This is a genomic window from Nostoc parmelioides FACHB-3921, from assembly GCF_014696625.1.
GTDB classification, from domain to species: domain Bacteria; phylum Cyanobacteriota; class Cyanobacteriia; order Cyanobacteriales; family Nostocaceae; genus Trichormus; species Trichormus parmelioides.
Genome location: NZ_JACJQL010000050.1, coordinates 1 through 20,220 on the forward strand (window position 1 = coordinate 1; position 20,220 = coordinate 20,220).

General features: G+C 41.3%; 17 protein-coding genes. 8 read left to right on the forward strand and 9 right to left on the reverse strand.

The window, feature by feature from the left end; all coding sequences use genetic code 11:
* Positions 1-150 precede the first annotated feature (150 nt).
* On the forward strand, positions 151-834 hold the full coding sequence (locus H6G14_RS24320) for a DUF928 domain-containing protein (protein WP_338421215.1): 684 nt from the start codon (positions 151-153) through the stop codon (positions 832-834).
* A gap of 90 nt (positions 835-924) precedes the next feature.
* Here the strand turns inward: H6G14_RS24320 and hpsU are convergent, their stop codons facing one another.
* The 4 genes from hpsU to H6G14_RS24340 form a co-directional block, all read right to left on the reverse strand.
* Positions 925-1,488, reverse strand: a complete 564-nt coding sequence (gene hpsU / locus H6G14_RS24325; protein ID WP_190570389.1) for a hormogonium polysaccharide biosynthesis acetyltransferase HpsU — start codon at positions 1,486-1,488, stop codon at positions 925-927.
* Positions 1,489-1,516: 28 nt separating this feature from the next.
* Positions 1,517-2,458 carry a glycosyltransferase family 2 protein gene (locus H6G14_RS24330; RefSeq protein ID WP_190570391.1) on the reverse strand — a complete coding sequence of 314 codons (942 nt, stop codon included), beginning with the start codon at positions 2,456-2,458 and terminating at the stop codon, positions 1,517-1,519.
* 20 nt (positions 2,459-2,478) lie between these two features.
* The gene (locus tag H6G14_RS24335; protein ID WP_190570393.1) at positions 2,479-3,420 is read right to left on the reverse strand and encodes a glycosyltransferase family 2 protein; all 942 of its coding nucleotides are present in this window, start codon (positions 3,418-3,420) and stop codon (positions 2,479-2,481) included.
* 189 nt (positions 3,421-3,609) lie between these two features.
* The gene (locus tag H6G14_RS24340; RefSeq protein WP_190570395.1) at positions 3,610-4,404 is read right to left on the reverse strand and encodes a hypothetical protein; all 795 of its coding nucleotides are present in this window, start codon (positions 4,402-4,404) and stop codon (positions 3,610-3,612) included.
* 373 nt (positions 4,405-4,777) lie between these two features.
* Between H6G14_RS24340 and cobU the strand changes: the two genes are divergently transcribed.
* Both cobU and H6G14_RS24350 read left to right on the forward strand, forming a co-directional pair.
* The gene (cobU, locus tag H6G14_RS24345; protein ID WP_190570398.1) at positions 4,778-5,332 is read left to right on the forward strand and encodes a bifunctional adenosylcobinamide kinase/adenosylcobinamide-phosphate guanylyltransferase; all 555 of its coding nucleotides are present in this window, start codon (positions 4,778-4,780) and stop codon (positions 5,330-5,332) included.
* A gap of 129 nt (positions 5,333-5,461) precedes the next feature.
* On the forward strand, positions 5,462-5,893 hold the full coding sequence (locus H6G14_RS24350; RefSeq protein WP_190570399.1) for a hypothetical protein: 432 nt from the start codon (positions 5,462-5,464) through the stop codon (positions 5,891-5,893).
* 163 nt (positions 5,894-6,056) lie between these two features.
* On the opposite strand, the gene H6G14_RS24355 is transcribed toward H6G14_RS24350, so the two are convergent.
* Entirely contained in the window at positions 6,057-6,461 is a 405-nt protein-coding gene (locus tag H6G14_RS24355) for a DCC1-like thiol-disulfide oxidoreductase family protein (RefSeq protein ID WP_190570444.1), read from the reverse strand.
* A 189-nt stretch (positions 6,462-6,650) separates the two neighbouring features.
* Here H6G14_RS24355 and H6G14_RS24360 point away from each other — a divergent pair, with 189 nt between their 5' ends.
* A complete protein-coding gene (locus H6G14_RS24360) occupies positions 6,651-7,562 on the forward strand; it encodes an AraC family transcriptional regulator (protein ID WP_190570447.1) in 912 nt (303 codons plus the stop codon).
* Positions 7,563-8,181: 619 nt separating this feature from the next.
* On the opposite strand, the gene H6G14_RS24365 is transcribed toward H6G14_RS24360, so the two are convergent.
* Positions 8,182-11,247 (reverse strand): sensor domain-containing protein, encoded by a 3,066-nt coding sequence (locus tag H6G14_RS24365; protein WP_190570401.1) that lies wholly within the window; start codon positions 11,245-11,247, stop codon positions 8,182-8,184.
* 663 nt (positions 11,248-11,910) lie between these two features.
* Between H6G14_RS24365 and H6G14_RS24370 the strand changes: the two genes are divergently transcribed.
* Positions 11,911-13,593: a serine/threonine-protein kinase gene (locus tag H6G14_RS24370; protein WP_190570449.1), complete on the forward strand. Its 1,683-nt coding sequence runs from the start codon at positions 11,911-11,913 to the stop codon at positions 13,591-13,593.
* 122 nt (positions 13,594-13,715) lie between these two features.
* Here H6G14_RS24370 and H6G14_RS24375 read toward each other — a convergent pair whose 3' ends face one another.
* Positions 13,716-14,015 (reverse strand): 30S ribosomal protein PSRP-3, encoded by a 300-nt coding sequence (locus tag H6G14_RS24375; protein WP_044521654.1) that lies wholly within the window; start codon positions 14,013-14,015, stop codon positions 13,716-13,718.
* 192 nt (positions 14,016-14,207) lie between these two features.
* Here H6G14_RS24375 and H6G14_RS24380 point away from each other — a divergent pair, with 192 nt between their 5' ends.
* On the forward strand, positions 14,208-15,470 hold the full coding sequence (locus tag H6G14_RS24380) for a sensor histidine kinase (RefSeq protein WP_190570403.1): 1,263 nt from the start codon (positions 14,208-14,210) through the stop codon (positions 15,468-15,470).
* Positions 15,471-15,475: 5 nt separating this feature from the next.
* Here the strand turns inward: H6G14_RS24380 and H6G14_RS24385 are convergent, their stop codons facing one another.
* Complete coding sequence (locus H6G14_RS24385) at positions 15,476-15,853, reverse strand: sensory rhodopsin transducer (RefSeq protein ID WP_011320559.1); 378 nt, start codon at positions 15,851-15,853, stop codon at positions 15,476-15,478.
* A gap of 462 nt (positions 15,854-16,315) precedes the next feature.
* On the opposite strand from H6G14_RS24385, the gene H6G14_RS24390 reads away from it, so the two are divergent.
* Positions 16,316-16,591 carry a hypothetical protein gene (locus H6G14_RS24390; protein ID WP_190570405.1) on the forward strand — a complete coding sequence of 92 codons (276 nt, stop codon included), beginning with the start codon at positions 16,316-16,318 and terminating at the stop codon, positions 16,589-16,591.
* 103 nt (positions 16,592-16,694) lie between these two features.
* Here the strand turns inward: H6G14_RS24390 and H6G14_RS24395 are convergent, their stop codons facing one another.
* On the reverse strand, positions 16,695-17,801 hold the full coding sequence (locus H6G14_RS24395; RefSeq protein ID WP_190570406.1) for a precorrin-8X methylmutase: 1,107 nt from the start codon (positions 17,799-17,801) through the stop codon (positions 16,695-16,697).
* A gap of 118 nt (positions 17,802-17,919) precedes the next feature.
* On the opposite strand from H6G14_RS24395, the gene H6G14_RS24400 reads away from it, so the two are divergent.
* Positions 17,920-19,845: a heavy metal translocating P-type ATPase gene (locus H6G14_RS24400; RefSeq protein WP_190570408.1), complete on the forward strand. Its 1,926-nt coding sequence runs from the start codon at positions 17,920-17,922 to the stop codon at positions 19,843-19,845.
* Positions 19,846-20,220: the final 375 nt, after the last annotated feature.

A 20,220-nucleotide genomic window follows, 5' to 3' on the forward strand; every position in this document is an offset into this window, starting at 1 on the left:
TGTGCTGTCGAGGGTTTGCTGATTTCTCTGATTGTTCGATACCTAGTGAGTAGATGATACTTTTTATCAATCCACTCTTTTGCCATTTTGTCAATGCGTAAGTCCTAGGTATTAGCAACAACACCTGTTAACCCACGAAACAATAACAATATAAGTACTGCTCACAAAAAAAACACCTTTGTTCAACCACCTCTACCTAGTTCAGAACGTCGTCCTGGTGGGCGTGTTCGTGGTGGTGCTAAACGGGGTACTTGCCCATCGGTTGAACCTCAACTCACAGCTTTAGTACCATTCACTCAAGATGCTCCCACAGTCACCAATGTCTGGGGATTAACAACAAAGGCACATCCGACATTTTTGTTTTATGTGCCGTATGCCAAAGATTCTGGCTATCCGACAGAATTTGTTTTGCAAGACCAGGATACAAATATTATTTACCAAAAGGCGATCGCTCTACCTGAAAAACCAGGAATTATTAGCGTTTCTCTGCCTGCGGATGCTCCCAGTTTAGCTGTAGATAAGCAATATCGTTGGTTTTTCACCGTAGAGTGCGACCAACAAAATCCAGCACCCCCAATTTATGTTGAAGGAGTCGTTCAAAGAGTCCAGCTTAAACCAGAAACGACCAAGCAACTGGAAACAGCATCACCGTTACAACAAGTAGCCATCTATGGGGAAAATGGCATTTGGTTCGAGGCAGCCAACACACTGTTTCAAATGCTGCAAACAAATCCTCAAGACCCAGCCATCCAAGAAAATTGGCGGCGATTACTCACCAGCATTAGTTTGGATGATATTGTAGCCAAACCTATGGTTTCTCGTAAACTTCAGTAGGGGATTGGGGAGGAATCAATTCAAAATTCAAAATTCAAAAATTCCCCTCTGCCTCCCCTGCCTCCCCTGCTCCCTCTGCTCCCTCCTCCCTCACTCCTTCAACCTGGGATGCTGAGGACGGCAAGGGCTACCCCAGCAAACCTGCCCAGGAGGCATACTAGTAAAAACACTGCTACGAGCGCCAATCACGGCGTTAGCTCCTATTTGCACCCCTGGCGCGATGAAACAATCTGTGGCGACCCAAGCACCGTTGCCAATGGTAATCCCGGCTACCTTTAATCTGAATGTCGGGTCTTGGATATCATGGCTACCTGTACACAGGTAACTTTTCTGGGAAATTACGCAGTGTTGACCGATGTGAATTTCATCTAGACTGTAGAAAACTACATCATCGCCAACCCAACTGTAATCTCCGATGGTGACTTTCCAGGGGAAAGTAAAACGTGCAGTGGGACGAACTACCACACCTTTACCAATCCGCGCACCAAACAGACGTAATAGCCAACAACGGATGTTACTAGAAGGATGGGGAGTCAGAGGAAAGGCGATCGCCTGCACCAACCACCATAACAAAATATACCAAGCTGAACGCCCCCGATCAAACCAAGATTGGTCATACTGGCGTAAATCTACAAAAGGTTTGTCGTTAGTCATTAGTCAACAGTCATCTCCCCCGCATCTTCTAAGTTGTAGATTTCTCGATTTCTTGGGTAAGAGATGGCGGGATAGAATTAGAAGTATTTGCAGTATTTAATGTACCACCACAATTACGTAATTCGTAGAGTTTAACGCCAATTTGATATTCATATTGACTGAGTAGCCTGCCATAAATATATCCGGCTCGACCATCTAAAAAACCTAAGCGAATAACATAGAACAAAATAAACCTTAAGAGTGGCTTAAACGGCAGACGTACCCAGACCCTCTTGAGAAAGCGCTTGCGTTGTACGGCTTCACCAAATAAATTGGCTCCAATAGTATCGCTATCATCTTGACCTGTAATCAGGTTGTAATAAACGCGAGCTTCCCAGTTGGAATAACGATTGTGTCTTTCTAACCAATGGTAAATGTCGCGGAAATCTTCATGGAGCATATCTTCTTTGAGATAACCAACTTTACCCTGCATGACAACGTGTTCATGAACTTCGTTATCACCAGTATTTGGTACATCTTCGGTATGCAGATTTTCGTAGCGACCTAATTTATGCTTAAATAACCGCAGATTCCAATCAGGATACTTGCCACCGTAGCGAATCCACTTACCTAAGAAAAATACACGACGATTGAGATAGTAACCTGTATGTTCTTCTGTTTTGATTACTTGGGCAATTTCATCCCACAATTGATTGGGAATACGCTCATCGCAATCTACAATTAATACCCACTCGTTGCGAAATGGCAGGTTATCTAAAGACCAATTCTTCTTTTTCGGCCAGCGTCCATTAAAGTAGAACTGTACTAGGTTTACACCATAGTTTTTGGCAATTTCAATGCTTTTATCAGTACTTTGAGAATCTACAATAAATATCTCATCTGCTCTTTGTAGGCTATCAAGACAGGCTGGCAGATTTGCCTGTTCATTTTTGGCGGGAATGAGTACAGAAACGGGAACTTTGGAAGACATATATAATTTAGTTTAAGGGACTATTGACTACTTTTATTATTAGCTGTAAACAGCAAACCTTGAAGGACAGCATTTAAGTAACCTATTTGACCATAAGCATATACCAAGTTATCAAAACGTTCTGCTGGATTAGAAAAATATCGCAATGCTTTATACAAGCCACGCACTAACCGTTCCCCACCCCTTGATAACTGTCCAACGCCGGCTTTCCCTGATAGTTGTTCTCGATAACACTCACTAATTCCTTGCCACCAACCCCGATTTAAAAACCAGGAGCGATTGAGGCGTTCTGGCGCAACGTTGTGAGCAACCAAAGCTTCTGGAAGATAAGCAACTTGCCAACCCCCTGTGAGCGCTAGTTCTGTCATTTGTAGTTCCTCATTGGATAGGAGGTTTTTGCCGATGCGACCAAGATGAGGGTCAAAACCTCCAATTTCTTCGAGAAAAGTCCGGCGGATGGAGTAATTCAATCCCCTTGGTGTTAAGCCTGGTTGCTCAATGTAAATCACTTTGTCCCCTAAGTCATAGGCTCCCAAGTTTCCTGCTAACCCAGAAGATAACCACCTTGGTGGCTGGGTATCTGGAGGCCATAGGAGGGTGACTTTACCACCAGCGATCGCTAGTTGAGGATAGTTTTGATAGGCAGAGTACAATACCTGTAACCAGCGAGTACTAGCAACTGCATCATCATCCAAGTAAGCCAGAATTTCGGACTTGGCAAATTTAGCACCAGTGTTTCTGGCTACAGATAAACCAATGGTGGGTTCAAAGACATATTTTAAACGAGGATCACCTGCTCTTTGCTCGACTACTTCACGGGTGCGATCGCTAGATCCGTTGTCTATGACCACAACTTCAAACTCACCAGCAAAATCTTGCACTAACAAGCTATCAATCGCTGCACCTAGATAGGTATCTCGATTGTGTGTACAGATAATGGCAGAGATTTGCGGATCTGGCATGGTTATTGGTGGTGGATTTTACGTTCGCTCGTAATTTGTAATTCGTAATTAATCTAACTCGAAGTAAGTCCTATTGATGATTATTGAGCGGCTAATCAATCTTAAATTTTGCCCTTAACTACTGAAACTTAATCTATACTTAGCTTTCCTCCTTACCAACCGCGTTTTTGCGGAAATAATGTTATGAGTTCAGGTTTGTTGAATGTGACTATGTAAAACTACGAGGGTTTCAGCTAGTTGACTAAGGCGAGTTTCTAGATATTGCTTACGTCCCAAAAATTGACGTAATTTTTGGTAACGGGCGATCGCCATACTCACACTAGCCAACTGATCTGCTGGACATGGGCGCGACCAAACTCTACCAGAATTATCCAACCCACAAAGATGATAACCAGTACGGGGAGTTTGATGAGGTACTTTCCCATCATTAGCACAAATTTCTTCTACGTAATTCATCAGTTGGTCAACTTCTGCATGGCGTAACGTAGCAGTACCACCAGCTTCAGCTTCGCTAGGATTGGATTCTAGCCAACCATTAACAATTGGCCCTTCTAAGTAAATATCTTGAATTTGTTGTAGTATATTTTGTAATTCTTGCTGCCAACCAGCAACTATTTCTTGAATTTCTTGCAACATATTCATCGCCAACGCCGGGTTTGCGCCGTGGCGATGACTACTGAATGTAGGTGTTTTAAATTTCGGCAAGCTTGGTGTTTTGCCCAGCCCCTCTTGCGCTGGAAAAGTCTGCACAGAACTATGGTGGGGAAATAAATTCTGTTCAGGCGAATACTCAACCTGAGTATCTATGTCCAGATTTTGCCTTTGTTCTGGGCTGTTACCTTCACTTTCAGCTGTGTCTTTACCCGCAACACTAATCCTAAAAGATAGTGGACGTTTTGTAGAATCACTTACTTCTGTCGCAGCAGTGTCCTTTGTCCCCAAATCATGTAAAGTTGCCTCAATGCGTTTTATGCCTGCTTTCATATACCTATTCCTCAAATCTACGTTCCCCAAAGCTATTTAATAATTAAAAATGGGGGTGTTAAGATTTTTTAGCTTGTGCCAATTTTGGCATAAATAATGCTGGTGATAATTTTATCTCTTAAAAGTTATTTATTTACACTAAATTTTCTCAATGTAAGGGGTATGGGGGTTTAGGTTTATGGGTGTATAAAATCCTTATACCATTTCACTAAAATTGTGATACAAATCCGAACCCAGAAACCTTTGCAAAATATAGGTTTCTTAATTTTGAATTTTGTAGGCTTGCCTTCCCGTAGGGTATTTTGAATTTTGAATTGGTATTACACCCTTCCAAAAAGGAAATTAATCTGAAAAATCAATTGAGGAAACAACTTTGGGACAAGTGATCTTAATTACAGGGCCTGCTAGGTCTGGAAAAAGTGAATGGGCAGAGACTTGGGCAAGAGAGTCAGGGAAAACGGTGATTTACGTGGCTACAGCCACTAGAAACCCAGATGACGCAGAATGGCAAGAACGTATTCAACAACATCAAAACCGCCGTCCTCAAGATTGGGTAACCCTAGAAGTTCCAACTACATTATCTGCGACCCTGGCAAATACCAAGGCTAACAGTTGTGTTCTTGTGGATTCTCTGGGAACTTGGGTAGCGAATCTTTTAGAACAAGATGAAGTTAGTTGGGCAAGTACCGTAGCCGAATTTTTGGTAACAGTACAGCTAGTTGCGGCTGATATGGTATTTGTGGCGGAAGAAACTGGTTGGGGTATAGTGCCAGCATACCCTTTAGGAAGAAAATTCCGCGATCGCCTTGGTGCTTTAGTCCGCCAATTAGGTGGGATGTGCGATAGCGTTTACTTAGTCACTGGCGGTTATGCACTCAATCTCACCGCTTTGGGAACACGATTACCAGACTCAATAGATGATGAATAATTAAGAATTGATTAAAAAATATTAAGAGAACTTGATTATTATTTTGCTGTGCAAAGTCAGACACTTTCTTAATAGAAAATTAAGTAGTTAGTCTGCAAAATTCCCTAATACCGATTGTAAGATCGTGGTATGGCAACCAAAGAAGAAGTAAAAATATATCTTGCCTACTGGTTTCAGTTGGGCAAGAAAGTAGTGGTCGGTAATGAGGGGACACACTTGTTGCCTCAACCTATATTCCAAGGCGATCGCTATAGTCAAGAATTTGAAGACTGTTGGCAAACGATTCTCTCACCCTCAACTGGTGACTGTTATCTAGAAGGGACAGAAGAAACTATTGCCGAGCTGCTAACCCCCGGATGGGACATGATAGCTTGTGGTCGTTGTGCTATGCCAGTACCGATGCGAAATCTCGGTATGCCTCCGTTATCCTGCCCCTGTGGTAGTTTACCGGGTTGGCCGAATACTGAACTACCCACACCACGATCCCCAATCAGTAGCCAAGAGCAATTAAAAGTAATTCGGAATCGGCTTTCGGGGAATTTGTCTACTGCTAGGCAATGAATTAATTATGGTAATGGGTAATGGGTAAACTCTTCTTCGCAATCACCAATTACTAATTACTTATTGAGCGGTTCTATAAGTTAGTAGGGTGCGTCAGTGGGAGAAAACCTAGCTGTATCAAGAAAATATTCATACTGACGCACCCTACATTTGGGATATTTTTTTATCTGGAAGTCCCTTGAGCAGTTTTATATGGTGAATGGTAAGTACAAGAACGCTGACCAAAGAGAGTATAACGGTTATCGCGGACTTGGGCATAAACGCGATCGCCTACCCATTTCACCCCCGGTAAAGCTCGATAAGCATCGACAAAAATACTACCAAGGGGCAATAAACGACCAATTTCTTCGGCTGCGTCGCTTCCTTGCCAACGTCGTTGCGGCTCCTTAGCATCAATTAAAATTACTCCTAGTTCACAACCTTGAGGCGTAATTTCCCATTGAGCGATCGCCTGTTCATCCTGCATGGGGATATAATGGAAAATCTTACCTTGGTCTAAGGTTTCTAGCAATTTTACTAAAGTAACGCAGAGATTACAATTGCCATCATAGATAACGTAGTAACTTATTGAACTCATAACTATAATTCTGTATTGATTTAAGTATTAAGTACACAAAGTATTTTAATATAGTATTTATTCAGTAAATTTCAGTTAAATTGCCAATTGCTTTTACAAACTTGATTTTTGGCGTATTTAGTCAGTCTGAAATACTGAATATACTGTTACACCAAAACCCAAAACCTTGGGGTGAGAATGATGTCGGAAGAGAAAATCTTAAGTGTTGATTTTACTCAAGAAGATGCCTATACAGAAATTCTACCGCGATCGCCCCTGGTTTCTAGTTATCATGCCCAATGGCAAGGTCTACGGTTAGATGTTCACCAACAGCCTGGCCATGAAACTCCAGAACACAGCCCACAGCAACACGTCCTCACTGTTAGCTTAGACCAGCAAATAGTCCGTTTAGAGCGCATACTTGATGGGCGTTTGCAGTATGAGAATATAGCTAAGGGCGATGTGGCAATCATTCCTGCCCAAACTCATCACATATCACGCTGGCAATCAGAAACAAAATTTTTAGTCCTCAGTGTGGAACCAGCTTTTTTTACACGTATGGTGATAGAAGCTGGAGATTTACAGAAAATTGAAATAAAACCTCGTTTTGCTGCACCAGATCCTTTAATTCAACAAATTGGGCTAGCACTCCAAACAGAACTAGAATCTGAGCATAAAGGCAGTAGCATTTACATTGAATCCCTGACGACCACCCTTTGTATTCACCTACTCAAACACTATTGTGTAACAGGTGGAACCATCATTGACAACCATCATCATAAAGGGCTTTCACACTGGAAACTCAGACAAGCAATTTCCTACATTCATGAAAATCTTGACCAAGATTTGACTTTGGTCGATATTTCCACAGCAGTAGGGATGAGTATGTATTACTTTTCGCGCCAATTTAAGCAATCAACAGGTTTTGCACCACATCAGTATGTGATGAATTGCCGAATTGAGCGAGCAAAAAAGTTACTGGGTAGCACTAACAAAACCATAGAGCAAATATGCACCCAAGTCGGCTTTCAAAGCCAAAGCCACTTCACAAATGTATTTCGTAAACTCATGGGTATTACACCCAGGGTATACAGGGAACAAGTCAAGACTTAATCGGGCTTTGGGCGTTGGGAAGATAATCTGGATTTTGTGACAACTATCACTAATATGGGTTATGTGGTGTTGCAACAATTTTGCGTAAATTGGGATTTGTGCTGGTTGCACTGTTTCAATCCCTAATAGGGATTATATGGTGTTGCAACTCTACCGTTAATGGGAATGCCGCTACCCTGCGCGCCGGCGTTTCAATCCCTAATAGGGATTATATGGTGTTGCAACTTCAAGTGTGGGATTTTTTGAGTTATCCCACGTAAGTTTCAATCCCTAATAGGGATTATATGGTGTTGCAACAGTAGGTGCAATTCGTACAGCTAATAGCGCAATTGATAAAGCTGTTTCAATCCCTAATAGGGATTATATGGTGTTGCAACAATTTCACATTTAATCAAATCTGAAATCATTAGAGTTTCAATCCCTAATAGGGATTACTTTCAGGAGTTGCGTCAACCGTTGGAAGAGGTCAACTGCATTTAAATGTATAGAGGATAAGGCATTCAGCCATAAAAATTGAGGTTAACGGGAAAACACCTATAGGTTGACGCGATCGCTCGTTGTTTCTGTAGAATTTTCTGATTCCAAACTGAATATGGCGGACAAGCCAAGATTTTGTGTTCTAAAATTCTATTTTTGCAGCCAATAACAAGCTAACTTTGTCACTACTTAAGGGTTTTGAGAACAAATATCCTTGGGCTTGGTCACATTTTAATAACTGTAATTGTACCAACTGGTTTACTGTTTCTACACCTTCAGCCACTACACTCATTTCCAAATTATTAGCAAGTGTGACAATAGCACGGATAATTGCCAATTGCTCACTATCGCTATCAATTCGCTTCGTAAAAGAACGGTCAATTTTTAAAACATCAATGGGGAAACAGTGTAAATAAGCTAAAGATGAATAACCTGTACCAAAGTCATCAATACACAACTGAATCCCTAAAGTTTTTAATTGTTGAAGAATAGTAGCAGCTTGTTCAGGACTAGCCATAATGGCGCTTTCTGTAATTTCTAACTTGATGCTGTTAGCGTCTAGCTCAAATTCTTGTAACAGTTGCTCAATCTCCTCAACTAAATATGGTTGGGAAAACTGTTTACCAGAAAGATTGACGTTGATACTCAAATGCTGGAACTCAGGAAACTCTAAATGCCATTGTTTTAATTGTTGGCAAGATTCCCGCAACACAAACTGACCAATCTGAATAATCAGTCCTGTTTCTTCGGCTACAGGAATAAACTCGACTGGTGAGATTAGTCCTCTTTCTGGGTGTTCCCAGCGAACTAGTGCTTCAAATCCGGTAATTTTACCTGTGGCGACTGAGACAATGGGTTGGTAAACAACATACAACTCTTGCCTAGCGATCGCCCAACGCAAATCAGTTTCTAACTGCAACAGAGCTACTGCTCGGTCATACATAGTAGAATCGAATACTATGTGCCAAGCTTTACCTTGCTCCTTAGCGCAGTAAAGCGCAGTATCAGCGTCTCGCAGCAAATCTGCGGCTTGAATATAATCGTTTGTGCTAAAAGCAATGCCAATGCTGACAGTTGTAAATACTTCATATCCGCTCAAGTTAAATGGTAACTTGAGTGCCTGATGAATCTTTTCAGCTATATGGGTTGCATCATCGATAGATTGAATGTGAGATAGTAAAATTGCGAACTCATCTCCGCCCAAACGAGCCAGAGTATCTTCTGGTTGTAAGCAACTTTGTAAGCGTTGAGCAAAACTTACTAGTAGTTGATCACCAACTAAGTGACTTAAACTATCATTCACAACTTTAAAACGGTCAAGATCCAAAAATAGTACGGCAAATAGATCATTCGGTGATTCTTTGGCTTGGTTAATGGTTTGCGCTAACCGATCCATAAATAAAACTCGGTTGGGCAATCCAGTCAGATCATCGTAAAAAGCATGGTAGACTAGCCGCTCTTCCATGTTTTTCCGCTCAGTAATATCCGTAGCAACACCTTCAATACGAATTGGCTGACCAACAGCGTCATAAATCACATGACTGTGGTTATAAAGCCAGCGTACCTGTCCATCTTGCCGGAGGATTCTGTATTCTAGTTCGTGGCTACCATTCGCCAATAATGGTTTAATTGATTGATTCACCCTTTGCTGGTCTTCTGGGTGAATTAGCTCAAACCACAAATTGGAGTTATTGTAAAATTCATCAACAGAACGACCATAAACTTGAACTACCGCAGAATTCAGATAAAGAATTTCAAAAGTATCTGCTGCAATTGACCAAATTACGACTTCCAGGGAATTTAAAATTCCGTCTAGACGTTCTTTGCTTTCTTGCAATGCGTTTTCTGCTTGTTTGCGTAGGCGCAGCTCGTCGTAGACATCGCTAATATTAGTCAACATTCCCAACGCGCCAGTATAGTTTCCTTGCTCATCGAATAACGGCGTACAGGAAATAATTGCCCATAAGTCTGAGCCATCTTTGCGACGGAATTTAAAGTTGTGTTTCTCTTGAATGCCTTGCCGACGGCCTAATAGTAAGTCTTGAGCTATATCTACACCTTCGGCATCCATAAAGGAAAACAAGCTTTCACCCAGCATTTCTTCAATGGTGTAACCCAACATAGTCGCCATCTGTTGATTGACGAAGGTAGTTTCGTTATTGCGATTGAGTAACCAAATTCCCTCACTGGCGGTTTCTACAATGCGGCGATACTGTTCTTTCTGTTCTTGTAATGTCTCTAATGCCTGTAGATGTTGAGTTATATCGTTCTGAATACCGATAAAATGAGTTAACTGCCCATAACTATCAAATACAGGTGCAATGTAGAGTTCATTCCAAAATTCGGTGCCATCTTTGCGGAAATTTTTGATAATGACATGGCATTCTTTCTGTTCTTGGAGGGCAGCACGTAACTCGCTAAGACCTGGCTGATCTGTTTCATGAGCTTGTAAAAGTCGGCAGTTTTGCCCAACAACTTCACTAGCCGAGTAGCCAGTCATAGCTTCAAAACCTGGATTTACATAGATAATGGGATTATCTGGTTGATTGGCATCTGTCAACACAATCCCATTACTGGTAGCAGCTAACGCCTGTTCCATCAAATGCGAAGGAGCAGGCCATAGGTTATGTTGGATCGTAGGTAATCCCTGGCTATCACTCGGATCAGCAATTAAATGGCTAAGTTCTAGTTTTACTAATGTATCTTTTTGTTGTTCCTCACTAGTGACAAGGACGGTATTGACATCTGTAAATACTAAGAATACTGCTTGTTTATTCTCATAATTCACTATTTTGCCGGAAATTATAGCTAAAAATCTGTTTTTATCACTGCTTTTAAATTCTAGCCCCAAGTTACTAATAAAATCACCAGTTTCTAATTTGCTATTTAACTGAGTCCATAAATCTGAATCAGCCAAAAAATCGGGAATTATTTGCTGAAATACCGGGTTATTAACCAGCTTATTCTGAAATAAAATTTGATGGCTTTCTAAATCAATAATTGCTACGGGAAATGGGTTGATTTCAGCTAATAAATCAATTATTTCTTGTAATTCTAATATGGATTTTTCATAAGACTGAAATTCTGGTGTAAAGTATGAATTTACAGCCTCACATTCACTGAGAGAATCTTTTGTTGGCTTTGAGAAGCCTTTGTTTGTCTGAAGGTTCAGATGATTTTTGTACACTTTGCCACGCGTAAAAACCATTGCCAGATTTTTGTAAATTGCTGAGGGAATTTAACTGGAAATTCCACTTATTTAAAAGGCTCTGACACTTTATTTTGATAGTGTTTGTACGCTTGTACACCAGCGATCTAGAATAGCGGTAATCGCTTATTCATTATTGTATAAAATATAACTATTTCCAAAAGCGATTAAATGTTTTCACTGAGAAATAATCTTTGAGCATCTATGAGTAACTAAAAGCTGCATAGTTGTTCGGGGCTAATTATACAGTGATTGCTGAACACTAAATTGTTAATTGTCAAAGCAAATTATTAAACTATTGTTAATGTTACTCCTTTTGATAGATGCAGTCATATTTTTTACTGAAACTTTATATATTAGTGTAACATTTCTTCAAAAATATGAGCCAAAAACCCAGGGGAGGATTTTTCCAAACAGTACATCATGGGATGGGTAAGCCATTTCGTGGTCAGGACTTGATTCATGATTTCCTCAGCACTAAAGTGCTACATAACCTCAGAACTAACAAAGTAATAAGGAATAGAATTGACCGAACAAAAAAAGGATACAAGCCCCCGGATTTATCCGTGGGGTCTTTAATTTTGAATTTTGAATTTTGAATTGGAGCGAAGCGACTTGACTATTTTAAATCTTTTACAAAATCGTTATTGTTTAATAAATTTGATGAGTCGGGGGCGATTGTGCCAAACCTATTTTGCTGTTGATCAGGGTATATCTCCACCGATTTATTGTATTGTGCAGAAATTTCCTGTTAATGGAAAGATATCTGAGAATTTTGGGCAAAAAATTCAATATATTGAAGAATTAGGGCGAAATGCACAGCTACCAACTTTATTAGCTTATTTTCGGGATCAAGATAACTATTATTTGGTACAGGAATTTATTGCGGGTGCTAATTTAGCGCAGGTGGTTAAAGAAGAAGGCGCTTTTAATGAAACTCAAGTCTGGCAACTTTTAACGAATTTATTGCCAATCCTAAAATTGATGAGCGATCGCCGATTGATCCACGGTGATATTAAACCAGAAAACATTATCCGACAACTGACACCAGATTCTACAAATTTGGTATTGGTGGATTTTGGTCATGTGCAGATTATCTCAAGGACTGACCAAGTAACTGATGAACTGGGTGTTGGTAGTCCTGAGTATGCTGCACCAGAACAAATCAAAGGTAAAGCAGTATTCGCCAGCGACCTTTATAGCTTGGGGGTGACCTGCATCCACCTACTTACCTTGGTGTCACCCTTTGATTTATTCGATATTGCTAACGATTGTTGGGTGTGGCAACAATATCTGACAACTAGAATAAGCGATCGCCTAACTAAAATACTCAACAAACTTATCCAAAAATCAGTTCATCAACGCTTGCAATCAGCAGATGAAGTGATGCAGGCAATGGGTATAGAAGCCAAAATACTACATTACCCATCCCCACAGTCCCCGTGGCAATGCCTACATACCCTCACAGGAGATAATTGTACTAACTCCCTCACCATTAGCCCTGACGGGAATATATTAGCTAGTGGTGGTGATGACAAAATCATCAGATTGTGGGAATTAAGCACACAAAAATTACTCGCCTGCTTCTCAGGACATTCTCTGGCTGTCACCTCAGTAACTTTTAGTCCCCAGGGAGAGATTCTAGCCACGGCTAGCGACGATAAAACCATCAAATTGTGGCATCTCCCAACATCTAGGGAAGTTTTCACCTTAAATGGACATACAAACCCTGTCAAATCTGTAAGTTTTAGCCCTAATGGGCAAATTCTCGCCAGTGGGAGTTGGGACAAGCAAGTCAAACTGTGGGATGTTATCACTGGTAAAGAAATTTATGCCCTCAAAGCACACCAATTACAAGTGAGTGCAGTAGCATTTAGTCCCCAGGGAGAGATTTTAGCCAGCGCCAGTTTTGACAGAACAATTCGCCTATGGCAGATAACACAAAACCACCCAAGATATACCTTACTCAAAACACTTTCAGGACATACAAGGGCGGTTTTGGCGATCGCTTTTAGCCCAGATGGCAAAATTTTGGCAACAGGCAGCGATGACAATACTATAAAATTGTGGGATATCAACAGTGGTCAGCTAATCAGCACACTTTTAGGCCATTCCTGGTCTGTAGTTGCAGTGACTTTCACCGCCGATAACGAAACACTGATTAGTGCCAGTTGGGATAAAACCATCAAGTTGTGGAAGGTAAGCACAACAGAAGAAATTGTGACTCTTGCCAGTCATTTAGACTCAGTGTGTGCTGTTGCTGTTAACCCTGTTGCCCAAATGATTGCTAGTAGCAGCAGGGACAAGACCATCAAATTGTGGCAACTTGTAATACAGCAAAATTGAATTGCAAGAGTAAGGAGTGCTGAGTACTAAGTACTCAGTAACAATATTACCCTTTACCCTAAAGTTTTTTATGATTGTGAGTGTATGAAGGCTTAACGCCTTCCTGCACTGGTGTCATGAAATCAAGCACTACCTGTAAAGGTAACTTCAGGAAATTTTAACTGAGCCTCTGCCATCGGACGGTTTCTGCCTTCCTCTTGCCAGTAGTTAATCACTTCTGTTGCCTTATTGAGCAACTCGACGCGATCTAAATCACTGATCCAGTGTTTGGATTCGAGTTCTTTTTTCAACTCTTCCCAAGCATCATTACGAGGCCAGAAGAAATACTTAGTCAGAGGACTGGTACCTTTGCCTACCACCTGATCAACAGCCAGAGCAACGTTCTCGTCTAGCCAAAGAATTTTTAAAATAAACTTGGTCAATCACACCTCCGGCCAATATCCGGGTACTAAATTAATTAAGTTTGCGATCGCTTATTTTAACTCAATACCTTACCAGTTGACCAAACTAGTACCGCAAGGGGGAATTAAAAATTCAAAATTCAAAATAGCCTACGGCAAGGCTTCGCCAACAAAATTCAAAATAAACCCGCCACTACTAACAACTGACCCATTATGTTTAATCGCAGTCGTCGCAATCTTGCCAGTTGGTTCACCCTCGCAATGGGGGGTATTTTAGTTGTGTTTGCGGCGGCGGTCTATTATGTGAAGGTGGTAGATGAGTTAGAGGAATTAGACCAATTACTGTATAAAAAAACCACCGTGATGGCGGCGAGTGTGAGGACAGAACTGGACAATCGTCGGCGCAGGTTAGATTTGGACAAAGTACCTCTGTTGGGAACGAAGGTAGAGCCACTGCCAGATAGTCAATTAGTGTATGCAGGTTGGTATGATGAGCAGAAGCGACTAGTGCAGTTTTTTGGTGAGACTCCAAGCGATCGCCTGTTAGTTGCTAGTGGATTTAATACTATCAAAATTAATAGGGAGTTATGGTTGCGTCAGGTAACTTTGCCTGTTTACCAGGATGGCTTATTAATTGGCTATATGCAGGCTGCAATGCCATTGACAGATACGGAAGGTACTTTAGCTGAGTTTCGGCTGGTTTTGGCTATTTCAGTCCCCATTACTTTAGGAATTATTGCTTTGACTGGTTGGTGGCTGGGGGGAGTGGCGATGCAGCCAATTCGCCAAAGTTACGATTATCTGCAAAGGTTTACGGCTGATGCTTCCCATGAATTGCGATCGCCTCTATCTGCTATTGTCAGTAATGCCCAGTATGGCTTACTAACAAAATCTACTGACCCAGCAACCCAACGTCAGCGCCTACAAAAGATTTTTGATATTGCCCAATCAATGAGTACCCTAGTCAATGATTTGTTATTCTTAGCACGTTATCAAGGGCGCATACCCATCGAATCTTTGCAAACTGTTGACCTCAAAATTTTACTTTTGCAAATCAAAGATGATTTTCTTCTCCATCCAGAAACACAACATATCAAGTTACTTTTCACGCTGCCAAAATATCATGTCAGGGTTCTTGGTGATGCTAATCTACTCCGTCAAGCATTCATTAATTTACTGAGTAATGCTTGTAAATATACTCCTGAAGGTGGTCAGGTGGAGTTACAGCTGTTTACTCAGTCAAGTTGGTCTGTAATTCAAGTGGTAGATAATGGTATTGGCATTCCTCAAAATGATTTGCCATACATTTTTGAACGGTTTTATCGGGTAGATAAAAAGCGTTCTCGTAAGACTGGTGGATTTGGTTTGGGATTAGCTATTACCCAACAAATTATCCAATCTCATGGCGGTCAGATTAATGTCCACAGTGTAGTAAATCAAGGTACAACTTTTCAAGTTTTATTACCTCTGAAATAGAGTTATCAAGTATTAGCGTAAGCAATAGTACTAAGCAGAGCATTTTCCGCCTGTCGTGAGTCTAGGCGAGTATGTTGAACAACAATCGGCACATTTGATTGAATCACACTGGCAAAATCAGTGTCATGAGGAATCGGTGCTGGGTCATTCAGGTCATTAAAGCGGACGTGTTTAGTGCGGCGTGCAGGCACTGTCAACCGATAAGCTCCTACTGGCTCTTTGTCGCTATAGTAAATTGTGATTTCTACATGAGCATCTTCGTCGCCAGCATTGAGGATGCACACGGTCTCATGGCTGATAAACTGAGGTTCCGGCCCGTTACTGTAGGGTGGAATGTAACCTTCAGCGATCGCCCAGCAAGTACGTCCAATTGATAGACTCATTTAATACCCCCTAAGATCAAACTCTTCTGCGTGATTGTTGAAGTTTTGACTTGCCAAATAATGTAATATTTTCTACAACCTGTAAAGTATTTTCCGCAAAGCGATCGCCAGTGGTTTTCCCAAGATATAAATATTGTTTTTTTGTCGCTAGTTAATAGCCTTATTATGGTTAGTTTTTAGTATGATAAAAAAATGTGACTAAAAAGTGACGTATTTAGCCAAAATTGAATTTCATCTGAAACTTGCCATCAAACAATTTTGGATGTTGGATATTGTATTAACCTTCAAGATATATGAATCTGGGTACTTGTATAATCACTGAGCAATTAGTCATTTTATATTCACATTTCCACAGGAAACTAAAAATATTATGTTTGTCAGTAGAACAGTGTAAATAATTAACTGTTGAAACCTACAACAAGACATTGATAAATCTTGTATTAATTTTAAATTAAGAAAAATATGTCAACAGAAAAAATCTATCGTCTTTTCCGGCTTTGGTGCAAAATCACTTTATCAACATTCGTGGGATTGAACGCGTTGGCGTTGTTGCTGCTTGTATTGTTATCTGTTTTGAGAGTGCCTTCTTTCAATATTGGGAATGATGCTTTATGGTTATTGCGTTGGCAGTATGAACAGAGTACTGGTTTTGTGATTGTCTTTAATCCTTTGATTTTACTTGCTATTGCGGCTGTTATAGGTTTTGTAGGAGTCTACTTGAGACAAAAGTCCAGATAGCATAGGAGATTGACAAAATTAAACTAGGCAACCCAGTAATTCCCCTACTCTTGATTGAGAGCTTTTTGAGTGGGAAATCTGCGTAAAATGCGAATCGCCCCCCTTAACCCAAATAACAATGACAATTTGGCTTTTCAATGAATGATTCAACCAAAGCATTGAGGGCAGTAGCAGCCAACAATCCTCCGCCTATGGTTCCCTCAATAGTGATAAAAGGTGATGTTTGTTGCATTAATTCTCTTTTGGCGGCGGGAGCATGACTGAAGCCAATGGGCATCCCAATGACTAATGCAGGTTGGATTTTTTGCTGGTTAATTAAGGTGCAGACTTCTAAAAGTACGGAAGGTGCGTAACCAATCACCACTATGCAGCCTTGACTAACTTTTGCTAATCTCTCGCGCCATTGTTGATGTTGCCAAAATTCCTTTTCTGCCTCGATGGCTGTGGTGATATGGGGGTTATCAATTAAGGTGGTGACTTTACAGCCTAAATGAACTAATCTTGTTTGGTCTATAGCTGCTGCAATGGTGGGGATATCAACGACAATCTCACAAGCAGAGGAAAGAGCTTGACGACTGGCGGCGATCGCTCCTTTATTTACCCTTATAAAAGATAGCAAACTCACATCACCACAAGCCAAAACTAACTGAGAAATCAGATGTTGTTCAATTTCCGATCGCGCGGATAAATCAGGTAAGATATGTTGCAAAGATTCGGCAAATACTTCTGGGTGGGTATGTACCTCTGCGTCTAAACCATGCCAAAGTTCTGCTAATCCCCCTAAGCCAACTTGCGTTTCCACCTCTAATAACTTGAGTTGTGCCAATACTTCCGCCTGCATAATTTGACAATGGCGATCGCGTCCTAATAATCCCTCTAAGGCTGATGCTGTTTGTCGCAGTTGGGCTATTTGCTGCATGACTGAGCGATATTGTTGTTGTAACTGTGCCATAAAATTGGCGTTGGTATCTGCTTCTGGTTCCATCTCCAAGATGTGGCGGATGTGGTTGAGTTGGAACCCTTGCTGCTTGAGGGCGACAATTCGTTGCAACCTGATAACGTCTTGTGGGGTGTAGAGGCGGTAATTGCTGGGCGATCGCACAGGTTGCGGTAACAACCCTAGCTCATGGTAGTGTCGCACCATCCGGGGAGTAATCCCACCACCTACGGCTTGGGTGAGTTCTTTAATTGTTAAGCAACCAGAATTCATAATTTACGCCACCTTGTTCTCTACACTTTTCAGCCTCTGGGTGATTTATCCCCATATGCTTGACATTAACATCAATGTCAAGGTTTAGGGTAAAGGTATTCCTGACTGATGCAACTCTATGCTTTACCCCCAACGTTTTCACCAATTCACCAAAGAACACACCGACACCTTAGCCGCCTTGCTTTGTGGGGTGCTGTTATTTTTTGGGTGGTTCGCTTTGCATTTGGGTTGGTTGGGTTTCGCGTTGTTGTTGTTACCTGCGGCTTATGTGATTGGTGGTTATGAAAGCGCCCGTGAGGGACTGACGACGCTGATTAAGGAAAAAGAACTGGATGTAGATTTGCTGATGATTGTTGCAGCCCTTGGTGCAGCAAGTTTGGGTTTGTGGCGGGGGGAATATCATTTAATTATTGATGGGGCTATTTTAATTCTCATTTTTGCCATCAGTGGTGCATTGGAAGGTTACGCTATGCGCCACACGGAGAGGAGTATCCGCAGTTTGATGAGTTTGACACCAGATACAGCTACGATTGTCAATCAAACTGGGGAAGAAACTATTGCTATCAGTCAATTACAAGTGGGAGATGAGATTGTCGTCAAGCCGGGTGAGTTGATTCCTACCGATGCGGTGATTGTGTCTGGTTACAGCACCATCAATCAAGCGGCGATTACGGGGGAGTCTTTACCTGTAGAAAAGACGGTAGGTGAAGAGGTGTTCGCTGGGACACTTAATGGTTATGGGGCGTTGAAATTAAAGGTACACAAACCAGCCGCCAGTAGTTTGATTCAACGGGTAATTCGCTTGGTGGAACAAGCACAAACGGAAGCACCTCCCTCGCAACAGTTTATCGAAGTTTTTGAGAGGGGGTATGCAAAGATAATTGTGATTGCGGGGATATTGTTGGCAACTTTACCACCATTTATTTGGGGTTGGGACTGGGAAACAACAATTTACAGGGCTTTAACTTTTTTGGTGGTGGCTTCTCCCTGTGCATTGATGGCGGCAATTATGCCTACATTATTATCGGGTATTGCCAATGGTGCAAGACAGGGGATTTTGTTTAAAAATGGGGCGCAGTTGGAGAAGATTGGTAAAGTCAGAGCGATCGCCTTTGATAAAACTGGTACTCTGACTACAGGACAAGTCCAGGTGTCTCAGGTGATTGCTGCTAGTAATTACACAGAAATAGAGGTATTAAAGACGGCAGCAGCTTTAGAGTCATCATCAGAACACCCCATTGCTCAAGCCATTGTCCAGGCGGCTAGGGATTTAAACTGGGTACGTGCAACGGAGGTACAAGCGATACCAGGACAGGGAGTTGTGGGTACTGCCAATGAGCAACAAGTAATTGTGGGGAATATAGCTTTTATCCAGAAGTATGTAAATAAGTTACCACAGGAATTACTGGAGATAGCGCCATCTTGGGAAGATGAGGGGAAAACGGTGGTTTGGGTAGCCCAAGGGGAAAGTCATGGGGATGAGTATCAGGTAATAGGTATAATTGCCATTGCAGATATGATTAGACCAGAAGCGGCTGGGACTATTGCCAGGTTGCGGAAATTGGGTATAGAACAAATTGTGATGATTACGGGAGATAATCAACGCACGGCTGAGAGTGTAGCTCAAGCGGTGGGGATTGATCAAGTATTTGCCGAACTTTTACCTGAAGATAAATTAGATGTCATTCGCAGTTTGCAACACAAGTATCAAACCGTGGCGATGGTGGGGGATGGGATTAATGATGCACCGGCTTTGGCTCAAGCATCTGTAGGGATTGCAATGGGTGTGGCTGGTAGTGATGTGGTGCTGGAAACAGCAGATATCGTCTTGATGGCTGATAAATTAGAGAAAATTGCTGCGGCTATGGAATTGGGCAGGCGATCGCATCGCATTATCAAGCAAAATATAGTTATAGCTCTGGGGTTTATTGGTCTATTGTTAATTGGTAATTTTCTCGGCAATATTAACTTACCCATCGGCGTAATTGGCCATGAAGGTTCCACTGTGTTAGTTACTCTGAGTGGTCTACGATTACTGAAGTAATTGAGGAAAAATTAATTTCAACTTCTCGAACTACTTATTAAGTCACTTTGTCAATAAGTACTTTTGCTTAAAAAAGCCTAATCTTTCCGGGAAATTTCTTATGTTGATCCCTGCTTTAGCAAAATGTATCTTTTGACTAAGTGCATTATTTTACAAACGATGTTACATTGAGAAATGTAAAGCAAAGATTAAGCTGTCCGGGGAGTAGAGATGGCTGCCCTAGCTCAATATTTGCTCTCAACACCGGTGAATTCGTTATTTTTGCGGATTTACCTGTATCCTACTAAATGAAAAATGAGAGTTATTATATGAAGCTTTATTACATGATTTTGTAAAATTTTAAGATTCAGTAAGTAAGCTGTTCTGTCTTTAAGC

What these genes read in the sequence shown, in the direction of transcription:
- H6G14_RS24380 (WP_190570403.1), top strand. Translation starts at nt 14,208, where the DNA reads ATGTTTAATCGCAGTCGTCGCAATCTTGCCAGTTGGTTCACCCTCGCA.
- H6G14_RS24390 (WP_190570405.1), top strand. Translation starts at nt 16,316, where the DNA reads ATGTCAACAGAAAAAATCTATCGTCTTTTCCGGCTTTGGTGCAAAATC.
- H6G14_RS24395 (WP_190570406.1), bottom strand. Translation starts at nt 17,801, where the DNA reads ATGAATTCTGGTTGCTTAACAATTAAAGAACTCACCCAAGCCGTAGGT.
- H6G14_RS24330 (WP_190570391.1), bottom strand. Translation starts at nt 2,458, where the DNA reads ATGTCTTCCAAAGTTCCCGTTTCTGTACTCATTCCCGCCAAAAATGAA.
- H6G14_RS24360 (WP_190570447.1), top strand. Translation starts at nt 6,651, where the DNA reads ATGTCGGAAGAGAAAATCTTAAGTGTTGATTTTACTCAAGAAGATGCC.
- H6G14_RS24385 (WP_011320559.1), bottom strand. Translation starts at nt 15,853, where the DNA reads ATGAGTCTATCAATTGGACGTACTTGCTGGGCGATCGCTGAAGGTTAC.
- H6G14_RS24365 (WP_190570401.1), bottom strand. Translation starts at nt 11,247, where the DNA reads ATGGTTTTTACGCGTGGCAAAGTGTACAAAAATCATCTGAACCTTCAG.
- H6G14_RS24340 (WP_190570395.1), bottom strand. Translation starts at nt 4,404, where the DNA reads ATGAAAGCAGGCATAAAACGCATTGAGGCAACTTTACATGATTTGGGG.
- H6G14_RS24335 (WP_190570393.1), bottom strand. Translation starts at nt 3,420, where the DNA reads ATGCCAGATCCGCAAATCTCTGCCATTATCTGTACACACAATCGAGAT.
- H6G14_RS24400 (WP_190570408.1), top strand. Translation starts at nt 17,920, where the DNA reads ATGCTTTACCCCCAACGTTTTCACCAATTCACCAAAGAACACACCGAC.
- H6G14_RS24370 (WP_190570449.1), top strand. Translation starts at nt 11,911, where the DNA reads ATGAGTCGGGGGCGATTGTGCCAAACCTATTTTGCTGTTGATCAGGGT.
- hpsU (WP_190570389.1), bottom strand. Translation starts at nt 1,488, where the DNA reads ATGACTAACGACAAACCTTTTGTAGATTTACGCCAGTATGACCAATCT.
- H6G14_RS24350 (WP_190570399.1), top strand. Translation starts at nt 5,462, where the DNA reads ATGGCAACCAAAGAAGAAGTAAAAATATATCTTGCCTACTGGTTTCAG.